The sequence below is a fragment of the Chryseobacterium kimseyorum genome (assembly GCF_025971945.1).
Lineage (GTDB): Bacteria > Bacteroidota > Bacteroidia > Flavobacteriales > Weeksellaceae > Chryseobacterium > Chryseobacterium kimseyorum.
Map to the genome: position 1 here is coordinate 205,681 of NZ_JAPDHW010000005.1, position 19,037 is coordinate 224,717.

General features: G+C 40.1%; 11 protein-coding genes. 1 reads left to right on the forward strand and 10 read right to left on the reverse strand.

The genetic code is table 11. The features are described 5' to 3' along the window. Positions 1-40: 40 nt before the first annotated feature. From OMO38_RS08995 to OMO38_RS09015, 5 genes are all read right to left on the reverse strand, one after another. A complete protein-coding gene (locus OMO38_RS08995) occupies positions 41-637 on the reverse strand; it encodes a hypothetical protein (RefSeq protein ID WP_264749862.1) in 597 nt (198 codons plus the stop codon). Positions 638-655: 18 nt separating this feature from the next. Continuing rightward, positions 656-3,139 carry a hypothetical protein gene (locus tag OMO38_RS09000; protein WP_264749863.1) on the reverse strand — a complete coding sequence of 828 codons (2,484 nt, stop codon included), beginning with the start codon at positions 3,137-3,139 and terminating at the stop codon, positions 656-658. 611 nt (positions 3,140-3,750) lie between these two features. Continuing rightward, positions 3,751-4,296 carry a hypothetical protein gene (locus OMO38_RS09005; RefSeq protein WP_264749864.1) on the reverse strand — a complete coding sequence of 182 codons (546 nt, stop codon included), beginning with the start codon at positions 4,294-4,296 and terminating at the stop codon, positions 3,751-3,753. Between the two features lie 10 nt (positions 4,297-4,306). Next, the gene (locus OMO38_RS09010; RefSeq protein ID WP_264749865.1) at positions 4,307-7,273 is read right to left on the reverse strand and encodes a beta strand repeat-containing protein; all 2,967 of its coding nucleotides are present in this window, start codon (positions 7,271-7,273) and stop codon (positions 4,307-4,309) included. 118 nt (positions 7,274-7,391) lie between these two features. Then, positions 7,392-8,072, reverse strand: coding sequence for a hypothetical protein (locus OMO38_RS09015; protein WP_264749866.1), 681 nt, complete (start codon positions 8,070-8,072; stop codon positions 7,392-7,394). Between the two features lie 369 nt (positions 8,073-8,441). On the opposite strand from OMO38_RS09015, the gene OMO38_RS09020 reads away from it, so the two are divergent. Beyond that, positions 8,442-9,005 (forward strand): hypothetical protein, encoded by a 564-nt coding sequence (locus tag OMO38_RS09020; RefSeq protein WP_264749867.1) that lies wholly within the window; start codon positions 8,442-8,444, stop codon positions 9,003-9,005. Between the two features lie 177 nt (positions 9,006-9,182). On the opposite strand, the gene OMO38_RS09025 is transcribed toward OMO38_RS09020, so the two are convergent. The 5 genes from OMO38_RS09025 to OMO38_RS09045 form a co-directional block, all read right to left on the reverse strand. Continuing rightward, positions 9,183-9,752: a hypothetical protein gene (locus OMO38_RS09025; RefSeq protein WP_056074801.1), complete on the reverse strand. Its 570-nt coding sequence runs from the start codon at positions 9,750-9,752 to the stop codon at positions 9,183-9,185. Between the two features lie 79 nt (positions 9,753-9,831). Next, positions 9,832-15,024, reverse strand: coding sequence for a lectin-like domain-containing protein (locus OMO38_RS09030; protein ID WP_264749868.1), 5,193 nt, complete (start codon positions 15,022-15,024; stop codon positions 9,832-9,834). 136 nt (positions 15,025-15,160) lie between these two features. Next, the gene (locus OMO38_RS09035; protein WP_264749869.1) at positions 15,161-15,838 is read right to left on the reverse strand and encodes a hypothetical protein; all 678 of its coding nucleotides are present in this window, start codon (positions 15,836-15,838) and stop codon (positions 15,161-15,163) included. Positions 15,839-16,082: 244 nt separating this feature from the next. Beyond that, positions 16,083-16,616, reverse strand: a complete 534-nt coding sequence (locus OMO38_RS09040; RefSeq protein WP_264749870.1) for a hypothetical protein — start codon at positions 16,614-16,616, stop codon at positions 16,083-16,085. Between the two features lie 9 nt (positions 16,617-16,625). After that, positions 16,626-19,007, reverse strand: a complete 2,382-nt coding sequence (locus tag OMO38_RS09045) for a thrombospondin type 3 repeat-containing protein (RefSeq protein ID WP_264749871.1) — start codon at positions 19,005-19,007, stop codon at positions 16,626-16,628. Between the last annotated feature and the right edge of the window lie 30 nt (positions 19,008-19,037).

Genomic DNA, 19,037 nt, shown 5'->3' on the forward strand with positions numbered 1-19,037 from the left:
CGTTTTGAAGTGGTTATTGTATATGATCTTTTGATTTAAACTACTGCTTAGCCCAGAAAGTCCATTCTCTACCATTGAATACCGCCAGTTGATTGGCGTTAGCACCGGCTCCATTGGAGGTTCCCGTTACATAAACCATCATTCCCGCACTGGGGTTGACGATATCCGCAACCGAACTGACTCTCGGCAAAACCATTGCTTTATTGGTATCAGCTAAAACCAAGACACCACGCGTTGCATCAGTCGCAGGAGTTCCCCCAATAAGAACCCTGGAAGCAGGATTTTCAGCAATCGCATCAGGCTGACTTGCCGAAACCGGTGTTTGAGCACCGACTGACAAGTCTTCCCAAACCGTAGTACCACCAACAATTCTTCTATACTTCACTTTCTGATCGTTTGAGTCAAAAATTAAAGTTCCTAAAGCAGGCGCAGGCACCGTTGCAGGACTTCCTACCACAGCAGACGCAGAACTTACCCAAGGCAAAACCAAACCTCTGTTACCACCCGTCGCATTTCCAAGTTCTAAAGACACAGATGTATTGACGGGCGCACTTGCGTTTTCAGTTTTACCAATGGTTACCTGACTCTTCATCACCCCAGAAATAATGATTGCAAAAATTGCTATATATTTTTTCATTTTTAAATATTTATTTAATTAAAACTGATCACAAGTCTGTCTTGTAAAACATGACCAGACAGTACCATCGAAAATTTTCAGACAATTGGCATCCGTATCGTAAACCATCATACCTTTCACGGCAACAATTCCGTTAATCTGTACGGTATTTAATCTGTTGACTACAAAACCATTTGTTTTCGCATCCAAAACAGTATAGGCTCCGGTAATTTTCATTGGCCAGTTTCCATTACTAACCCCTGCTCTGCTTAAAGCTGTGATACCATGATTGGTAGGAATACCGCCAGTCCCAGGCGAATTTGCCGGACGGTAACATCTACACTCTAAATCCTGCTGCAGTCTGTTAAGCGCTGTCCCAACGCCCTGACCAACATCCGAAGTACCATCCGTATTATCTACCGCTCCTGCGGAACCCGTGTTGTTTCCAGCTGAATTATTAACGACCAAGGGAACACCCTGGCCGGCAGTTGCCGTACTAACAACCGCTGCCTGATTCGCAGCAATGGCCGTTCCATTACCTAAAACTCTGATCGCACCCGGCGCAACAGCCGATGTCATAGGATTAACCATAAAATAAGTTACATTTTCGGAACCTTCGATTGCATCCGGACAGCCATCACCATCGGAGTCTGTATCAAACTGATTGATTATTCCATCCAAATCTAAGTCGTAGCGGTCATCCACTCCATCAAAATTCACATCAACAAAACCTGGAGCCTGAGGATCGATATAATTTGGAACACTGTCTACATCGTGATCTCCCAAAGGATCAGGAAGACTTCCGTTTTCTGCAGTATCCAGAATACCATCATTATCGTCATCCAAATCTAAATTGTTCGAAATTCCATCGCCGTCATTATCGCAGGAAGGCAAACTTAATGTACGGTCTGGAGATACAGCCTGAGCGCCATAAAACCATGTATTGATAATTCTCCCATTTCCGTAATCATCATTTAAAACTGCTGTATTACTCCCCTGATTTGCCGTAAGCGGAGCAGGAGTAGCCAAACCAGGAGTAGAACCATCATAAGCATGAGTAGGACCTACCTGTCCTGATCTCAAATTGGGAGTTCTTACACCCCCGGTGGTAATATTGGTATTATTATTAACAGTACCACCAGTCATTGCCGTTCCAAACGGAACAATTGCAGTATCATCCCAAAACATCGGCCTGTTATTAGCCGCAACAGAACCGAAATCAGGGAAAATAGAAGTAGCAAAAAGACCGTTTGTATTTAATTCAGCATCTGTTAAAGGGAGATTTATCCTTCCCTGTAGTAATAACACAGAAACAGTGACAGAAATAGTTAATGGCGCCTGATTTCCCAAATTATTTTCACCATTCCAAAGCATAACATTATTTCCTGCAGGAACATCAAATACCTGCAACACTCTGTCAACCGACCCAGGACCAGACTGATAACCAGGGACACCATCAAGATCGAGCGTAATCGCAACATCACCCGCTTTATCTATATAGTAAGGAATAAAATAAGCACCGGGACATCCATAAATAGCTCCAGTGATTGCAGGATTTCCTATAACTCCATTGGGAAAAGCAACAGAGTCCGGATTTGTTAAGAATACCGGATAACCTGTAGGAATAGTAGGATATGTAACGGTATCTGTACCTGTCAGCGTTCCATTCCTTGATTTACTGTCATCAGCAAAATTACCCGTAGTTCCTACCCCAAGATAATTCATAATCATTTGGAATCCCAATGGCTTAAAGCCAGAAGAAAAATCTACCCTCGCCTTAAAGTGATCACCCGTATAAACAAAAAATTTACCTTTAAAAGAAGAACTGATCACATTAGGAAAATCAGTACTCGTTAAATTGGTTGTGATAAAACTCCAGTTTCTTGACCATAAACGACCATCAATAACACTATTTCCCGCAGCGACTGATATATCAAAAAAAGGAAACGTCACCTGCCCTGCCGCACCTGCAGTAACAGCAGTTGCACCACCATCCGCACTTCTGTATAGCTCGATCGTATAATCTCCATTTGCGGGAGCAGTAAAAGAGAATGGAACATACCCAGACGGGTTGGCCCCTCCGATATTAGGTCCATTATATGCGGCGGCATATGATGGGATAAAACCTGCCGATCCCACTGCCATAGGAATCAATCGAGGAGTACTTATTATGACGCCAGCAGAATTCAAAACTCTAACATAAGCATTGTTCACTAAATCTGTGGTGGTGTTACCAAATGTTCGAGCCATAAAACCAGCATAGATTCTTTCTGTTGCAGAATTATTGATCGTAACTTTCATTTTACTGTTAGCCGCAGAACCTGGATAAGACCCAAAACCAGTAGCAGGATTAACAAAATATGCAGTTCCATCTGCGTCTGCCGCTCCCAAACCATTACCTGGCGAAACCTGCTTGGTTCCATCTGCCAGTAAAGACTGGAAAGAGAACAATAAAAGAACAATCAGGAAACGACCGCTCCTGCAGATATTAAATTTAATAACATTAAAAAATATTGTATTCATAATATAGGATTGATGATAACTGTAATATCTGTAATTAAACAAAAGCATGCTCTACAGAGCAACAGCCTTTAGTTTTCATAATTTAGTTGATTTTATCTGATACGAAACTTAAACATTACAATCTCAATGAGAGTAACGCTTATGAGAAAAGATCTTACTTAACTTATAAATTGATAATGAATTTAAAATTTCAACAGTCATATTGAATTTAAATAAATCTTTTCGCAATAATAATAATTTACGGCGCGTAATTAATCAATAATACAACGTAATGTATATTATTTTTTTAGACAATTCAATATTTTAACTTTTAGTTATTAACAATCTGGCGTTTTTCAGAAAGAAAAGACAATCCTTTATCTTGAAACCATTATTATTTGAACATGAAATCACAATCCAGATTCAAATACGCAAAAGACATAAATTAATGTAAAAGAATTCTCTGTCAGATATCCACATGCAAGAACTACACTTTAACATAAAAATAAACACCCTTCACCTCCACTTATTTTTTGCGTAAACACAGTCTACAAAACGTAATAATCTTAGGAGATTAAATAAAAATAACCACTTCTATTGAAGTGGTTATTATATTAAAAAAATATTATCATTTAAGGCTTAGTCCAGAAAGACCATTCTCTGCCGTTGTAAAGTGCCAACTGATTGGTTGTGGTATCATACACCATCATTCCTGCACTAGGATTTACAATATCTGCATGAGAACTCACCCTTGGAAGAACCATTGCTTTATTAGTGTCACCTAAAACCAAAATTCCTGAAGTTGTATCTGTAAGAGCATTTCCTCCAATTAAAGTTTTAGCAGTTGATACCTCTCCATTAGTATCTGCAACGCTTGGCGTTATGGGCGTCAATGCACCTGCAGATAAATCAACCCACGCCGTTGCATTTCTATATTTTACTTTCTGAACAGTAGTTCCTGCATCAAAAATAAGGGTTCCCGCCGCTGGTGTTGTAACACTTGCTTCAGAAGTCACCCAAGGCAAAACAATTCCCTTTACCCCTCCTGTTGGATTTCCTAACTCTAAAGAAACACTGGCATTAGCAGGAGCACTCGAAGTTACCGTTTTACCGATTGTTACCTGCCCGAAGAATATCCCTGAAACCAATATTAAGACTGGAATTATATATTTTTTCATATTCTTTTTTTTATTGATTAATATTATCACAAGTCTGCTTCGTATAGCAATACCATCCTGTACCGTCATAAATTTTGAGACAGTTATTCGTAGTGTCATACACCATCATTCCCACAACATAATTAGCTGCAGTAATTCCTGTAGGTACACTTGGCGAACCTGTAAAAGGAAGCCTGTTGATGACAAAACCTTTAGTTTTAGCATCCAAAGCAGTATACGCTCCGTTGATTTTCATTGGCCAGTTTCCATTATCGCTACCCGCTCTGCCTAAAGCTGTAATTCCGTGATTTGTTGGAAGTGTAGTCCCTACAGTGGTTGCTGGACGGAAACATCTGTCGCATTCAACATCTCTTGCAGCATTATTTTGCGAAGTCCCAATTCCTTGTCCAATATCTGCCGTACCATCTGTATTATCTGCCAAACCAACAAGATTAGACGGGTTAGTCGTTGCATTAAGATTATTTCCTGCATTATTAACCAATTGAGGAACACCATTTGCCAGAGCTGAAGTACTGATTACCTGAGCCGGAGTACCCGTTGTCACCCCGTCATATACCATTTTGATCTGACCACGGTACGCATAATTTGCATTCCCGACAGGTAAAGTTAAAGAGTGAATTTGATTAAAACGCACTGCTTCTGTTCCTTCAATTGCATCAGCACAACCGTCATTATCAGAGTCTGTATCTAAATAATTAGGTATGCCGTCACCATCAGAATCACATGAGATACCTAAGATCGAAACATCATCCACACTCCAGTCATCACTTCCTGAAAACATCTTAAATTCCAACAATGCAGTATTAGGTCCTGTATATGGAATATTAATTGTAAAAGGTGCTGATTGTCTAAAGCCATTTACATTCTCTGTACCAAAAATTGTAAAATTCCCGGAAGCTCCGTTTGAATAAGCAATGGTTACATTACTAGCATTTCTCAGCGTTGAATTACTTAACGTAGCATATATAACTCCATTTAATATAATTTGCAAACTTGCAGTATTTCCCGCAGCCTGACTTGCATCCTGCGCACCAATTCTCACACTTAAGGAAACTACATTTCCAGGTACCGTATTCAGATTAGTAATTGATTGAGAAAGTGAGCTCCCTCCTGTCGCTGTCAAGTTTTCATTCACATTATAAGGATAACCAAGTAAAGCACTATAAGTCCATCCTGTTCCAAGTGTCCAATTAGACGCATCCGTAGCAAAAGATCCATTGGTTACCAAATTTGCTATAGGACACTCTACAGCATCTAAAATTCCGTCATTATCCGAATCAAGATCCAGAGAATTTTCAATCCCGTCACCATCGGTATCACAAATATTCAGAGGAACGAGAACTACATTATCAATTGCTAAATCATTCCCGCTTCCGCCTGTAGGCTGAAGATTTACTATTTGTATTGAAACTGTAGAGGTAGTTGCCACAAAACCTAATGACAACCTTCTCCATATATCGTCATTAGCCATTCCTATAGAATTCGAATTTGCCGAAGCCAATAGATTTCCGTTTCCATCTCTGATCGAAAGCTGAAGCCTAGGCACATCCGCTGCTGCATTAGCCAGCCCTGCCATATCAATTCTGAATCGATATTTAGTACCTGGAACAACAGTTAAATTATCAACTGCATAAATAGGAAGATTGACACTCGCAGGCGAATTGATATTGATGAAAAGATATCTACCTGCTGTAGTACCAGGAGACGCAGCAGTTCCTGCAGTATTTGCTGCATCACGTTCACCGTTAAGATCTGTTCTTGAATATGTATTTGTAGTACCCGTGCCCTGAGCTCCAGAAGTAGTCACCGAGTAACTTCCGTCTGGCGGAGCTACAGCCACATAAGTGTGATTGATCACACTTGCATTGGTTCCTGTGGTTGCCCCGGTTCCAAAATTTTCGTTATACACAGCTGTTCCTTCTGTTTCACAAGAGTTTTCAACAGCATCAGGAATGCCATCGTTATCATCATCTAAATCTAAATAATCTGGCGTACCATCACCATCAGTATCACGATATACGACAACATATATATTTGCCGGTTGTGAAGTTGCAGGTGCACTTACCCCATTTATCGTGAAATTATCCTGTACGGTATAAGGTATTGTAGCTATTCCAAAGAAAGAAGGTACAGGAGTAAATGTTACGACACCGGAAGCATTCACACTCCAGGAACCCTGTGCATTGGTAAAAGTAGTTTGAATACCCGCAACAGAAGGATTTAAATCCACCGAAGCCACATCAAGAGCACCTCCTCCTAAATCAGAATCATTTGTTACTACATTTCCACTCACCGCTACATTCTGCGCTGTCTGTGTATTATCATTAATCGCAACAGGAACTGTATTCATCGAAGCGTTCCCCGTCACTGATATCTGAATCGTTCTGATACCTGAATAGATAGGAGCCGTAGGTGTTCCGGCTGTTGCGTTATTACCAGGTCTTAGCAGTAATGTATGCGATGCAGCCGTCGCGGTAAATCTTATCCTTGAAACCGAAAACCCATTGGTTGTAATTCCCGTCACAGGTATGGTCTGCCCTGCAATTTCGGCAATATATTGTGTAATATATGTTCCTGCATACTGAACTCCACCAGCACCATTGTTTCTGGTCACCGCGGTAGCAGAAAAGACTACAATTTCATAGGTTCTACCTATCGTAAGCGCTCCTACTGTCGTTGTCACAGATTCTTCAGTACCAGCACCTCCTAAATCTCTTAAAGAAATCCATGTTGTATGAGTATTGGGCGGATTAGGTATAGTAAAATTGGTAGTTCCACCTGGAGCAGAGGTCCAGTTTGCCCCTCCACCACCAGCAGTTCCCGATACTGCTGCCGCTACCGTACCATTAGAAATATCAGGAGTACCTGCACCAATAGTCCAGCCAGTGGGAGCACAACTCCAGCATGGATTAGCAGTTCCATTGGTTGCCGCAATAGTTTGTGAAAAATAAAGATTTGAAAAAAATACAAAGCACAAGCATAACAGTTTAAATGCATTATTACTTTTATTTGAATATAAGTTTGTTATCATAAAAATTGTATTAGAGAGTCTTTCTTAGACGAATAGACTTAATTAAAATTTTAAAAATTAAATTTTAAACTAATACCGGTGGCGGCCTCACAGAAAAGACCTCAGAGAAACAAAAATCTAAAGATTTGTTATTGTAATACCTGTATTTTTGAGAATGTAAATAATCTAATGCCCGCGTAATGACCTCAACCTCAGAGGAAGCATAGAATTTAGAAGTATCGTGGCCATTATGAGTAGGACTCACACAGTCTTTGGAAACTTTATTTGAAGAAAAAAACTGGTTCTGAGATGGAAAACCTTTGAAATCAAAACCTTGAAATGCTTCCCTGTTTTGCTCGGAGCGGTCTATTTCCTTTTTAATCTTTTTAAAAGACTCTTTTCTCCTGCTTAATTCTGCGATTTTCAGCTGACTTTCAAGATCTTTTCCTACCGTCTTCTTAGCAACTGCACTTAGAGACTGCTCACGGTTTTTATTTTTTACCAACGAAATCTCAGAATTCTTTAAAACTACCTGTTTTGTGAGAACCTGCTCATTAAAAGTTTCATCTGCAGAAAAAAGTTTAACACCTTCTTTAAGAACAATTGATGTGGGCGAGATGTTTTGCGAAGGATCAGTTTGCTGAGCCTGAATCTCCGTAACGAAAGAAAAATAAAAATTTAATATACAGATAAAGAAAAACTTCAAACTTCTGGAAAAGTTCAAATTATTCGCAACCGTATTAAAAGAAAATAAAGTTTTCTTCAAGTATATTAATTTACGTCTGCAAAAGTACGGAATAATATGAGTCAACGCATATTATATAAACATTAAGACACAAAAGGAATGCAACAGGTTTAATACTCCACCCCTATTTTAAATTTTTAGGTTTAAAACATTAACCAAAACAAGCTAAGAACATGGATAATTTAAATTAATTTAATGAGAAATTTTTAAAGTTTTGTATTTGTTACTGAAAATTTAATTCAAATGAATCTGCTTTAAAAAATGCAAATCCTGTACTTTATTAGTAAAATCTATTTAACATAATATCAAATCGATAAAGATTAACTTAATTGTTTGCTATATTGATAAAAAATATTATTTTAGTCTACACTAACTAAAAAAATATAAATTATGGCACAGAGTAAAAACAACATCGTAACACATGGACTTAGCGGCAAAGTAGGCGACCTTTTGGTATTCAGCCAAAGAAATGGCAAGACTGTAGTTTCACAAGCACCAAGAGAACGTACCAGTGAAGCAACCGCAAACCAAAAAGCACATCAACTTAAATTTCAGAAAGCAGTTTTATATGCAAAATCAGTTTTAGCTGATCCAGAAAAGAAACTCCAGTATGAAGCTTTATCTAATAAGTCAGAGGGCAGAACGACCTTTAATGTCGCAGTAGCAGACCTGCTCAACGCACCTGATATCGAAAAGGTAGACCTATCTTCTTATACCGGAAATCCAGGTGACGTGATCAGAATCACTGTGAGTGATGATTTTGGAGTAGCATCGGTATCCGTAAAAATAGAAAATTCGGATGGCACTCTTGTAGAAGAGGGAGCCGCAGTTCAAGACGGTGCAGAATGGCTTTATACAGCAACGATGCAGAATTCAGATCTCATTGGTGATAAAATTACAGTTACTGCAACCGACAGTCCTGCCAATATGACAGAGAAGTTTGAAATCCTGTAAAATCAAATATAAATTTTGAGTATAGGAACAGTACCTACAGTATATCGATGAAATGAAAACTGAGTGTGTCAAAATGACAATAAAGACACATATTCAGCCGCTACACTTAAATATTTAAACAAGAAAAACCCACTTCCTAAATATCAGAAGTGGGTTTTGTTTTTAGTAAATACTAACTTAAGGTTTCCAGAACGTCCATTTCTGTCCGTTGAAAACTACCAGTCGGTGTCCTGCCGAAGTTGCTCCCGCCAGGAAAGCCATCATCCCCGGTGAAGGATTTTTAATATTGGCCAAACTTGTCACAATCGGTAAAACCATAGCCTTTGAAGGTGACTCCAAAACTAAAACGCCGTCTGTAGTTGAAGTTTCGCTGCCGATAATTGCTTTCGCTGCAGCCTGATCTGCCAAAGGTAGAGCCTGTGGCGGTTTTACAACAGCTTCTACGGCCGTTGAATATCCCGACTGTACGCTGAGGTCTTTCCAGCCCGCGTTTTCATTTTTCACCTTTACTTTGTATTCTGCATTCGCAGAGACATCGAAAATAATTGTTCCACCCTGAGAAGCAGCTACCGCTGTAGGAACGGTTTCTACGTAAGGCAGAATAATTCCTTTATCATTATCTGTCCCGAATTCCAGTAAAACGGAAGTGTTGGTCACGTTCCCCACGCTCGTGGTACCTCCTATTTTCACCTGCGAATAAGCGAACGCAGAAAGAAAAACGGATAATATAATTGCTGTTTTGTGCATGATATTTTCTTTTTTAATTAAAACCTTCAGGAGTTCTAAAACCCTGAAGGTTTAGTTTTACATTAATTCAATAAATCAGTTACGGACAACCCTGAGTGCTGAAACATTTCCAGCCTTCACCTGCTGCAGGTCCTGTATAGATTTTCAGACATCCTGCCCCTGCATTTTCATCCGTATCAAACACCATCATTCCCACAACCGGAATTGCGATGGTCGTTTCAGGACTGCTGTTTCTGGTCACTACAAAACCTTTGGTTTTAGATTCCAGTGCGGTATAGGCAGAGTTTCTGAGCATTGGCCAGTTTCCGTTGTTAGACCCTGCTCTTCCAAGCAAGGTAACGCCATGTCTCACCGGATAAGTTGCTCCGGCTACCAATGCAGGATCTTCATAACATACCGTAGCTGCTGTATCCAGGAATGTAAGATAAAGCGTTGCCGTATCACAGGCCTGTGGAGTTACGTTATCACAAACTGTGTAAGGCAAGACTACAGTTCCCACGAAAGTGGCGTTCGGCGTAAAGGTATAGCTTCCGTTAGCGCTGAAAACAAGCGTGCCATTAGGCACCGTTACATTGGTAGTTCCCGTAGCGTTGATAGCGACTCCGTTTACCGTAGTTACTGTTTGTGTATTTCCTTCAGGATCACTGTCGTTAGCCAGTACCCCATTCGCTGCAGTGATTGTAATTGCGGCACCTTTTGGAACTGCCTTCGCGTCATCATTTGCAAACGTATTGTTTCCTGAATTCGGTACTACTTTTATAGACAATGATGCAGTATCACATAATGCCGGCGTACCATTGTCGCATGCAGTATACGTTACAGGATTTACTGTTCCAGTAAAAGTTGGAGCAGGACTGAATGTATAGGTTCCGTTAGCATTTAAAGTTAAAGTACCGGCATTCGCCACTGTATTTCCATTGATATCCAAACCACTTACCTGCGTTGGAGTGCCCAATGCAACTGAAGCAGTAGTGACAACAAGAGGGTTCGCATCCGGATCACTGTCATTCAGCAATACATTTGAACTCAGATCGCTACCTGATTCCGCAGTACCGGTATCGTTCTGTGCAATCGGCTTATTATTTCCAGGTGCTAAAACAACTGCACCAACCTCTATAGAAAGCGTTGCCGAAGCGGTACTTCCACTGGTATTGGAGATGGTATAAGTTACAGGCACAGTTCCGGTATAATTAGCTGCCGGAATAAAAGTATATGTACCATTGCTGTTCAGTGTAACAGTACCTGCCACAACTCCTGCAGCATCATAAACAGTTGTACTCGTTCCTAAAGTTAAAGGAGTGGCTACACCAGCACTGTTAAGATAAGTTGCTGATGTTACCGTAACTGCCGTTCCATCCAATGCTTTGTCATTGGTAAGCACACTGCCTGAAGAACTTACACCTACCGGCGTCTGATTAATATCATTCTGAGCTTCAACAAAACATGAGTTAATACTGGCGTTCTGAGAAGTCCCCACGGGCTGCCCCACTGTATTCACAGTAGCAGTTCCTGTATCTGCAGAACCTCCTGAATTAACCAGTCTCGGAACCCCAAGATCCGTTGCAAGAGATCCAACCCCATTGTTTGGAGCAACAAGACCAATATTTATACTTCCGTTAGGATTTAATTGTGATCTGGTAACATTTTCTGCACCTTCAATAGCATCCGGACAACCGTCATTATCTGAATCTAAATCTAATCTGTTCGGAATTCCGTCACCATCTGCATCGCACTCCAGATACATCAAAACAGCATAAGCCGGATCAGCAGTTGCGGTCGTGGTAGAAAAACCAAAAGTTTTCGGACCAAAATTCATATTTGCAAATCTCCAGTTACCGTTTTCAATCGTTGTCAAATTAGTATCAAGGTCTGTGAGTGTTTTTTGAGTTGGCGAGTCGCTAACAGCCCACTGATTGGCTACCGCAGCCTGATTAACAAGTCCCGGAAATGTTATTGGTATTACCGCCGCAGAATCATAGATATGAATCGTTTTGCTGTCATTGCCATAATACTGAACATCTTGTGCCATCAGAACAAACGCACTCATTGTTCCGGTTACCCTCCATACAGATGGTTGTTGCCCTTGTTTCGTCCACCATGCATTGGCTGTAGGATTTACAGAAGCGTTTGTAATAGAAACAACAACTGCTCCTGAATTAGCAGGATATCCAAATTTAGCACTTAAATCTGCAGTTACATTTTGATTTTTTGCATTTAATGCCAATCCAAAATCAGACGGTAAAATATCTTTAGCAGTTCCTGCAGTAAGAGCATTCCCCAAATCGGTAATCGTATTGCTGCATTCTACAGTATCTAAAATACCGTCATTATCATCATCTAAATCCTGCCAATCCGGAATTGTATCTCCGTCAGTATCTAAACAGTCATTCTGAGAAAAAGACTGAGACTGACCAACACCTTGACCCGCTCCCACTAAATTCGGTATCCCTGTAGTCGTATTTACTGCAGTTCCAAAATTGGTATTTGGCGTTTGTGCTGCTATTGGTCCCGAAGCCGGGGTACTTGGGTTAAAATCTCCTGCTCCTTCTCTTGAATCAGGGCAGCCATCGTTATCAGAATCTAAGTCTAAGTGATTCGGAATACCGTCTCCATCTGCATCTGCCTCGATCGGAAGTGAGCACAAATTAGCAAAACGTATCCTTTGATCATTAACAAACCCACCCGTTGAAGCTGTATATCCAAAAAACACCTTACTGGCACCACCAAAATAACTGGTAATTGGATTCGTTGTCGGGAAAGTATAAGTTCCGGCATTTATTCCTCCTACTGTATATGATAGTGTTTTAGTCTGAAAATTCCAGTTGATAACCACTGCTTTCCATGTACCGTCTTCAAGCTCACCAAGATCTGCTGCTGCAGTCAATAATCCTGCACCTGACTGATTGCTCGATACCCAAATCTGACCATGGTCATTTGCAATATCACCTACATTATCAGGTGAATTGTTGTAGGTATCTATTTCAAGAACAATTCCGTTCGCAATACCTCGTGCTCCCATTCCCACACCATTAATTCCTACAGCATTTACACCTAGCGGAGAATTATGAAAGACAGCAGCAATACCATCTGCTCCATTAGCATTGATATTTCCTAAATTAGTTTCATAGTTTAAGGTAAAGCTTTTAGAAAAATCAACTTTCTCGTAAGACCACATTTGCCCAGCCTGACTTGCAATTGCTGCAGTTAACTGCACCTCAGTATTACCTATTGCAACTGCATTTCCATTAAGTTCAAAGATAGTACTCACGGTAGCGCCTGCGCCCAAACCATTTTCTACACAGTCTGTGATACCATCATTATCATCATCCAAATCCTGCCAATCCGGAATTGTATCTCCATCAGAATCTAAACAGTCGTTTCTGGATGAATCCTGCGACTGACCAACTGCCTGACCTGCACCTACTAAAGTTGGTATTCCTGTAGTCGTATTTACCGCAGTTCCAAAATTAGTATTTGGAGTTTGTGATGCTATTGATCCCGAAGCCGATGTAGTTGGACTAAAGTTTCCCGCACCTTCTGTCGAATCGGGACAGCCATCACCATCGGAATCTAAATCCAAATTATTAGGAATTCCGTCACCATCTGTATCGATGCCACAATTAAACCCTACCGTTGGTGCTTCCGAAAGGTCACCCCAAGTGTAGCCATTAGTAAGAGTAGAAACCGTTCCTAAATTAGCACCTGTAGAAGGATTTACACGAACGAGGTTTCCATTACTACTACTTCCTATTAAATCTCCATTTGCCGCAAAAAACAGTTGGGAACCTGAAATTGGCGAGTTAGTATTAACTACAGTCCACGCAGAGGCTGGTGCTGTTGTGCTGAGATTCAAAGTACTTAAATCTATTCTGTGTAAATTACCATTAGAGGTAATGTATGCCATCCCTGAATGACTGATTGCCATATCACCTAAATCAGGTCCCGCAGAAGGAGGATTAGCCACTTTGGTCAGAGTACTTGCAATTCCTGCCGAATTAAATGTTACCCTCCATAATCCCTCAGTCGTTGTACCTGTGTCATCATAGATATAATAATCATTATTATACATGCCTGCACCTCCTGACGAATCCCCTAAACTCGATAAAAATCCAGAGCCGATATTAACCACCGTATTAGTCGAGAATTGATAAGCAAATAAACTTCCCTGGCCACCACTATTAGCAAACAATAACCTGTTTCTTGAAGCATCACTTGCCAGATGATTAGCATCAGCACCTGCAATAATATTGGTAGCAAGAGTAGTAGGAGTATATGTTGTATCTGTAAAACCGATAAGATTTGCTGTAGTACCAACAGTTCTTAATCCAAATCCTGAATAATTATAAATTGCACCTCCGCCACATTCTGCGGAATCCAAAATTCCATCATTATCATCATCCAAGTCCAAATAATCAGGAACAGTATCACCATCAGAATCTAGAAGAATAGTAATCGTCGCAACAGCAACTGTACAGTTAGCCGATTGTCCTAATTGACATATTTGGTATGGAATGCTGTAAACTCCTGGAAGAACTGTATTACTTATTGTGATTACCCCTGCTGCACTAAAGGCAAAACCTGCAGGTAAAGTTCCTACAGGAGAAACAGTCACATTTGAAGTTGTTGCCTGAGCACCATTATAAATATCATTTGACAGTACAGAAGAAGTCGTTGACGTAAGACCTCCCGTTACTGAATAAGAATCGTTATTCGCGACTATACAAGGAACTTCAAATCTGGCAAACGTAATCGCACCCGTATTATTCGTATCATAATAATCAAATTCAATTTTCGAAACTTTTTTACCGGAAAAATTAAAGCTTACTGAGCCATTTCTAGAGTTATCATCGCTAGCTTGATTATCATCGTCGTAAAACTCCTGAAGACTTGCATTATATTCTACTACCGTAGAACCGCCAGCCATAAAAGTAAAATTTGAATTCTGCACTAGAGGAATTGACAAACCATTTTCATCAAAAACTCTGATACGAACGTAATCATTATTATCAATGTCATTAACAATAAATTTTAGACCTCCCGCCGGAGCCGTAAAAGTGATGGCACATCTTATACTGGTTGCATAAGTTGTTGCACTGTTGTTGGGATGACTAATGTAAATACCATACTCACTGCTATTATGATCATTACCAATTCTATTTGCGTTTGATTGACCAGCATTAGCCAGAAATGAAAATCCCATCACGGAACCGTTCAAAGACACGTTTCCTGAGTTAAAAACTGTAGTTGCAGTTTGGTTATTATATGTTGACAAAGCAGGACTAGTACCAACAACACACTGAGCATAAACCACATAAGAAAACATTAAAACTGCTAAAAAATGCAGTTTCTTAAAAAGTTTTTTTTAAAATCATTTTGTAAAAATTAAAGTTTAAATTTTAGTTAAAAAATCAAACTTTAATAGGCGGTGGCCTTACAGAAAAGACCTTAGAATAACAATAATCAAAAGATTTATTGTTGTAGGCGTAGTATTTTTGAGCATGTAAATAATCTAAAGCCCGAAGTACAAAATTCCGATATTGTTCCTGAACAATTTTATGCTGGTCATCATGTGAAGACCTCTCATTTACATAATGCTTAACAATATTTTGAGTCTTCGAAAAACCACCTGACGACGGATGGTTTTTAATATGATTTCCGAACTGATCTTTCATTGCTTCACGGGAAGCAATCTGTTTCTGAATCTTTTTTATAAGATCAGCCTTCCTCTTAACCTCAGCATCTTTGATGCGAGAAGCAAGGTCAGCATGATTAAGTTTAGAAATTCGCTTGTGAACAATTACCAGATAATTTCGTCCGGATGATTTCTTATCTGAAACAGAAGAATTTTTGACAGTGATCTTGCCCTGTCTTATCTGCTTATTAAAACTTTCATCCGCAGAGAATATTGCTGAACCGCCGGAAACCGAAATTACAGCCGAAGAACCACCTTTTTCATTTTGTGCATATAAAAACTGCACCTGAAAAAACAAAAAGAGAAAAGTGAAAACACGCAGAGAAAAGCCAGATCTCCCCATGAAATCTACCATTTTTACACCGTGTAGAATTGAGAGAATAGAACTTTTCAATAGCATTTGTTTTCATTGTAAATATATACTTATTTTCAATTATAAAATATGCTTTCAATCACAATTTAGTGAAAATTACAAGAAACATTGATGAATAAAGGCTTTACAATTGATAATATTTAATTTATAAATAAATATTTTTGAAAATTATTTATTTAATTATAATACAGACAACTGAAACATATTAGCCATAAAAAAACCATTTCAGATGAAATGGTTTAACAGATTAATGATATTAACGCTCTTATGGCCTCCAGTACGACCACACGCTGCCGTTGAAAACAGCCAACAGTTTTGTTGCCGTATCGTAAACCATCATCCCGGGAGATGGATTTATAATGTTGAGATGCGGGCTCGCAACTTTAGGTAGAACCATCGCTTTGTTGGTGTCTTCAAGAACCAAAATCCCCGGTGTCGAGGTTGGTGTTCCGATCGCAACTTTTGCCCCTTCATTTTCGGTTGCAGAATTCTGAATGGTTACGCCGTCAATGTTTGTAACAGGATCTACGGTTGTTCCATTGGTGTTCACCGAAAGATCTTTCCAGCCGGTTTCATATTTCACTTTTACCTTTTTATCGTTGAGTGCATACACCATCGTTCCGTTAACCGCCGTGGTCATTGTTGCAGGATCGGTTACCCACGGCAACAAAATCCCCTTATTTTCTAATCCAAACTCCAGCGACACTGAACTGTTAGTGACTGATGTTTTTCCTATTGCAATCTGTGCAGATACAGCGAATGAGCACAATAGAAAACTGATTACTATAGTATTTTTCATATTTTATTTTTAATTAATTTCTGTACAGGTTTGAGTATTAAAACACTTCCAACCTGCAACAGTACCAGTTGTATTGATCTGAAGACAGTCGACACTGGTGTTATAAACCATCATTCCCTCTACCAGATTGGCAGGCGGAATTGCGGCTATCTGATCAGCTGTCAATCGGTTAGGTACGAATCCTTTTGTTTTAGATTCCAAAGCTATCCAGGCACCTTTTCGCACCATCGGCCAATTTCCATTGGTAGTACCTGCTCTGTTTAAAGATGTAATTCCATGGGATGTATTTAAAATTGCGCCCCCAGAAGTTACTGCCGGATTATAGCAGATACAGGCGTTCACTGCAAAATTCTGAGATGAACCAATTCCTTGCCCCACGTCGATTGTTCCATCCGTGTTATCGGCAGCTCCAGCATTTCCCGAAGTATTATTGATTGCGTTATTTACCAGTTCCGGAACACCATTCGCTGCGGGAATCTTACTGACTATCTGATTGGGAGTTCCCAGTGCCGTTCCATTTGCCAAAACTTTGATCTGACCTCTAAAGTTGTAATTGGGATCTGAAGCAGGAAGATTCAGCGCATGAACCTGATCGTACTTTACAGTTTCTGAACCTTCAATAGCATCCGGACAGCCATCACCATCTGAGTCTGTGTCATATTGATTGGAGATCCCATCATTATCCGGATCACAGAAACCATTTTTTACACCTCTGCCATTACCCGTAATGTATGTCGTTCCCACAACATTCTGACTGAGAACCACTGCATTTGACCCATTCCGATTCCAGGTAATGTTGTTGAAAGTATTTCCATTAAAAAGCTGCAACGGGAATAATGGTCCGCCAGCAGTTTTACTTCCCTGCATGCTGACGCTTCCATTTTTATGAATAATAATTCTTATCAGAGGATTGGCTGCATTTCCTGTCATACTGTAAATCTGCGGAACCGTGCCACCTCCGTAGCGTGCACCGTCCAGAAAGCGAATATTGTCATTCTGATCTTGCTGAAACTGAATTTCGCTTGTGGCAAGATTCACTCCGTTAATATTTAAATTAAAAGAATTATCGAGCGTGAAAACGTCGAAAATAAAGCCGAGATCTGCTGAAGGCGCTGCAAAAGAAACCGTGTTTCCATTGGCAGCATTAAAGTTGGTGTTTACTACCAAATCCGGACATTCGAAAATATCTAAGATTCCGTCATTATCAGAATCCAGGTCTACACTGTCTAAGATTCCGTCACCGTCTGTATCCGCGTCAATAAAAGCAGTGTAGCTACAGGTCGTTGTACTTCCGTTAAGGTCTACTGTTAATGTTCTGTTTCCTTTAACACCATTACCGGTAAAGTTAATTGGGATATCTATAAACGTAGTGGAAGCATTAATGGTTGCCGAATGTGAGACCGGTGTAAAATCTGTTCCGCTCACGTTGACGGTATAGGTTCCCGGTGCATAAATATTAGAAATTGGAATTCTCAAGATTCTGTTTGATGAGGTTCCGAGCACAAAATTGCCAGTCCCCAACAAATTTATTGTACCACAGGTAAATTTAAAAGGTTCAAAATATTCTACCGCAGCCATATCTAAATTGGCAAAGCCCGGACTGTTGTAAGTGGCCACCAAAGAGACAATACCATCAGACATATTAAATTTCCGTATCTGAATGACAGAAGGACTCTGTACAACCGTTGCAAGATATACCACTCCATTCAGGTAAGCCATTCCCTGTACAGATTCTAGATTGGCAGGAGTCCCCAGACCGGTAAGTGTAAAAACCTTGGTTGCAGTGAATGAGCTACCGTTGGTAATTTTGATTTTATACAAAAACCGATTGGTTCCCCTGGTAATAAATGTATAGATCTGATTTTCGTAATCAAAGAATGCATCCGTTCCGAAAGTCGTTCCATTTGTCCAGTCGGCATCACCAGTCACAGCACCCAACATTTGAGGATTCGGATTTACTCTGTATAAATTCTTTACATCGCGCTGAAAACCATACGTAATCCCGAAAAATGGCCCGGGCACGTTATTTGTCGCCAAACCTCCAAGCGCTGCGGGCAACAGAGCATTGGTAACCACCGTATCATTCCGGTAGAGTTGAGAATTGTTTTCGGTATGAGAATGAAAGAAAGCAAGTTGGCTTGGTTTTCCGCCGGTAGAATTATATCCGATCGCAAGATTACTCATCCGGTTAGCATTAGCGCTTGCATTAGGCGTTGAAAGTGGCGACGGCAAACTGACTGCTGTAGTCGCCGATGCCGGAGGCGTTGTGATATCATAAATTCTACCGTTGGCCTGCAGTGAAAGATAAATTTTCCCGGTCGTCTGTGAAAGCACTGGGATTGTAGTGATCATGATAAAGACAAAAGCCCATATCAGTTGATGTTTTTTCATAAAATAGCGTATTGATGCACATCTAAAAAA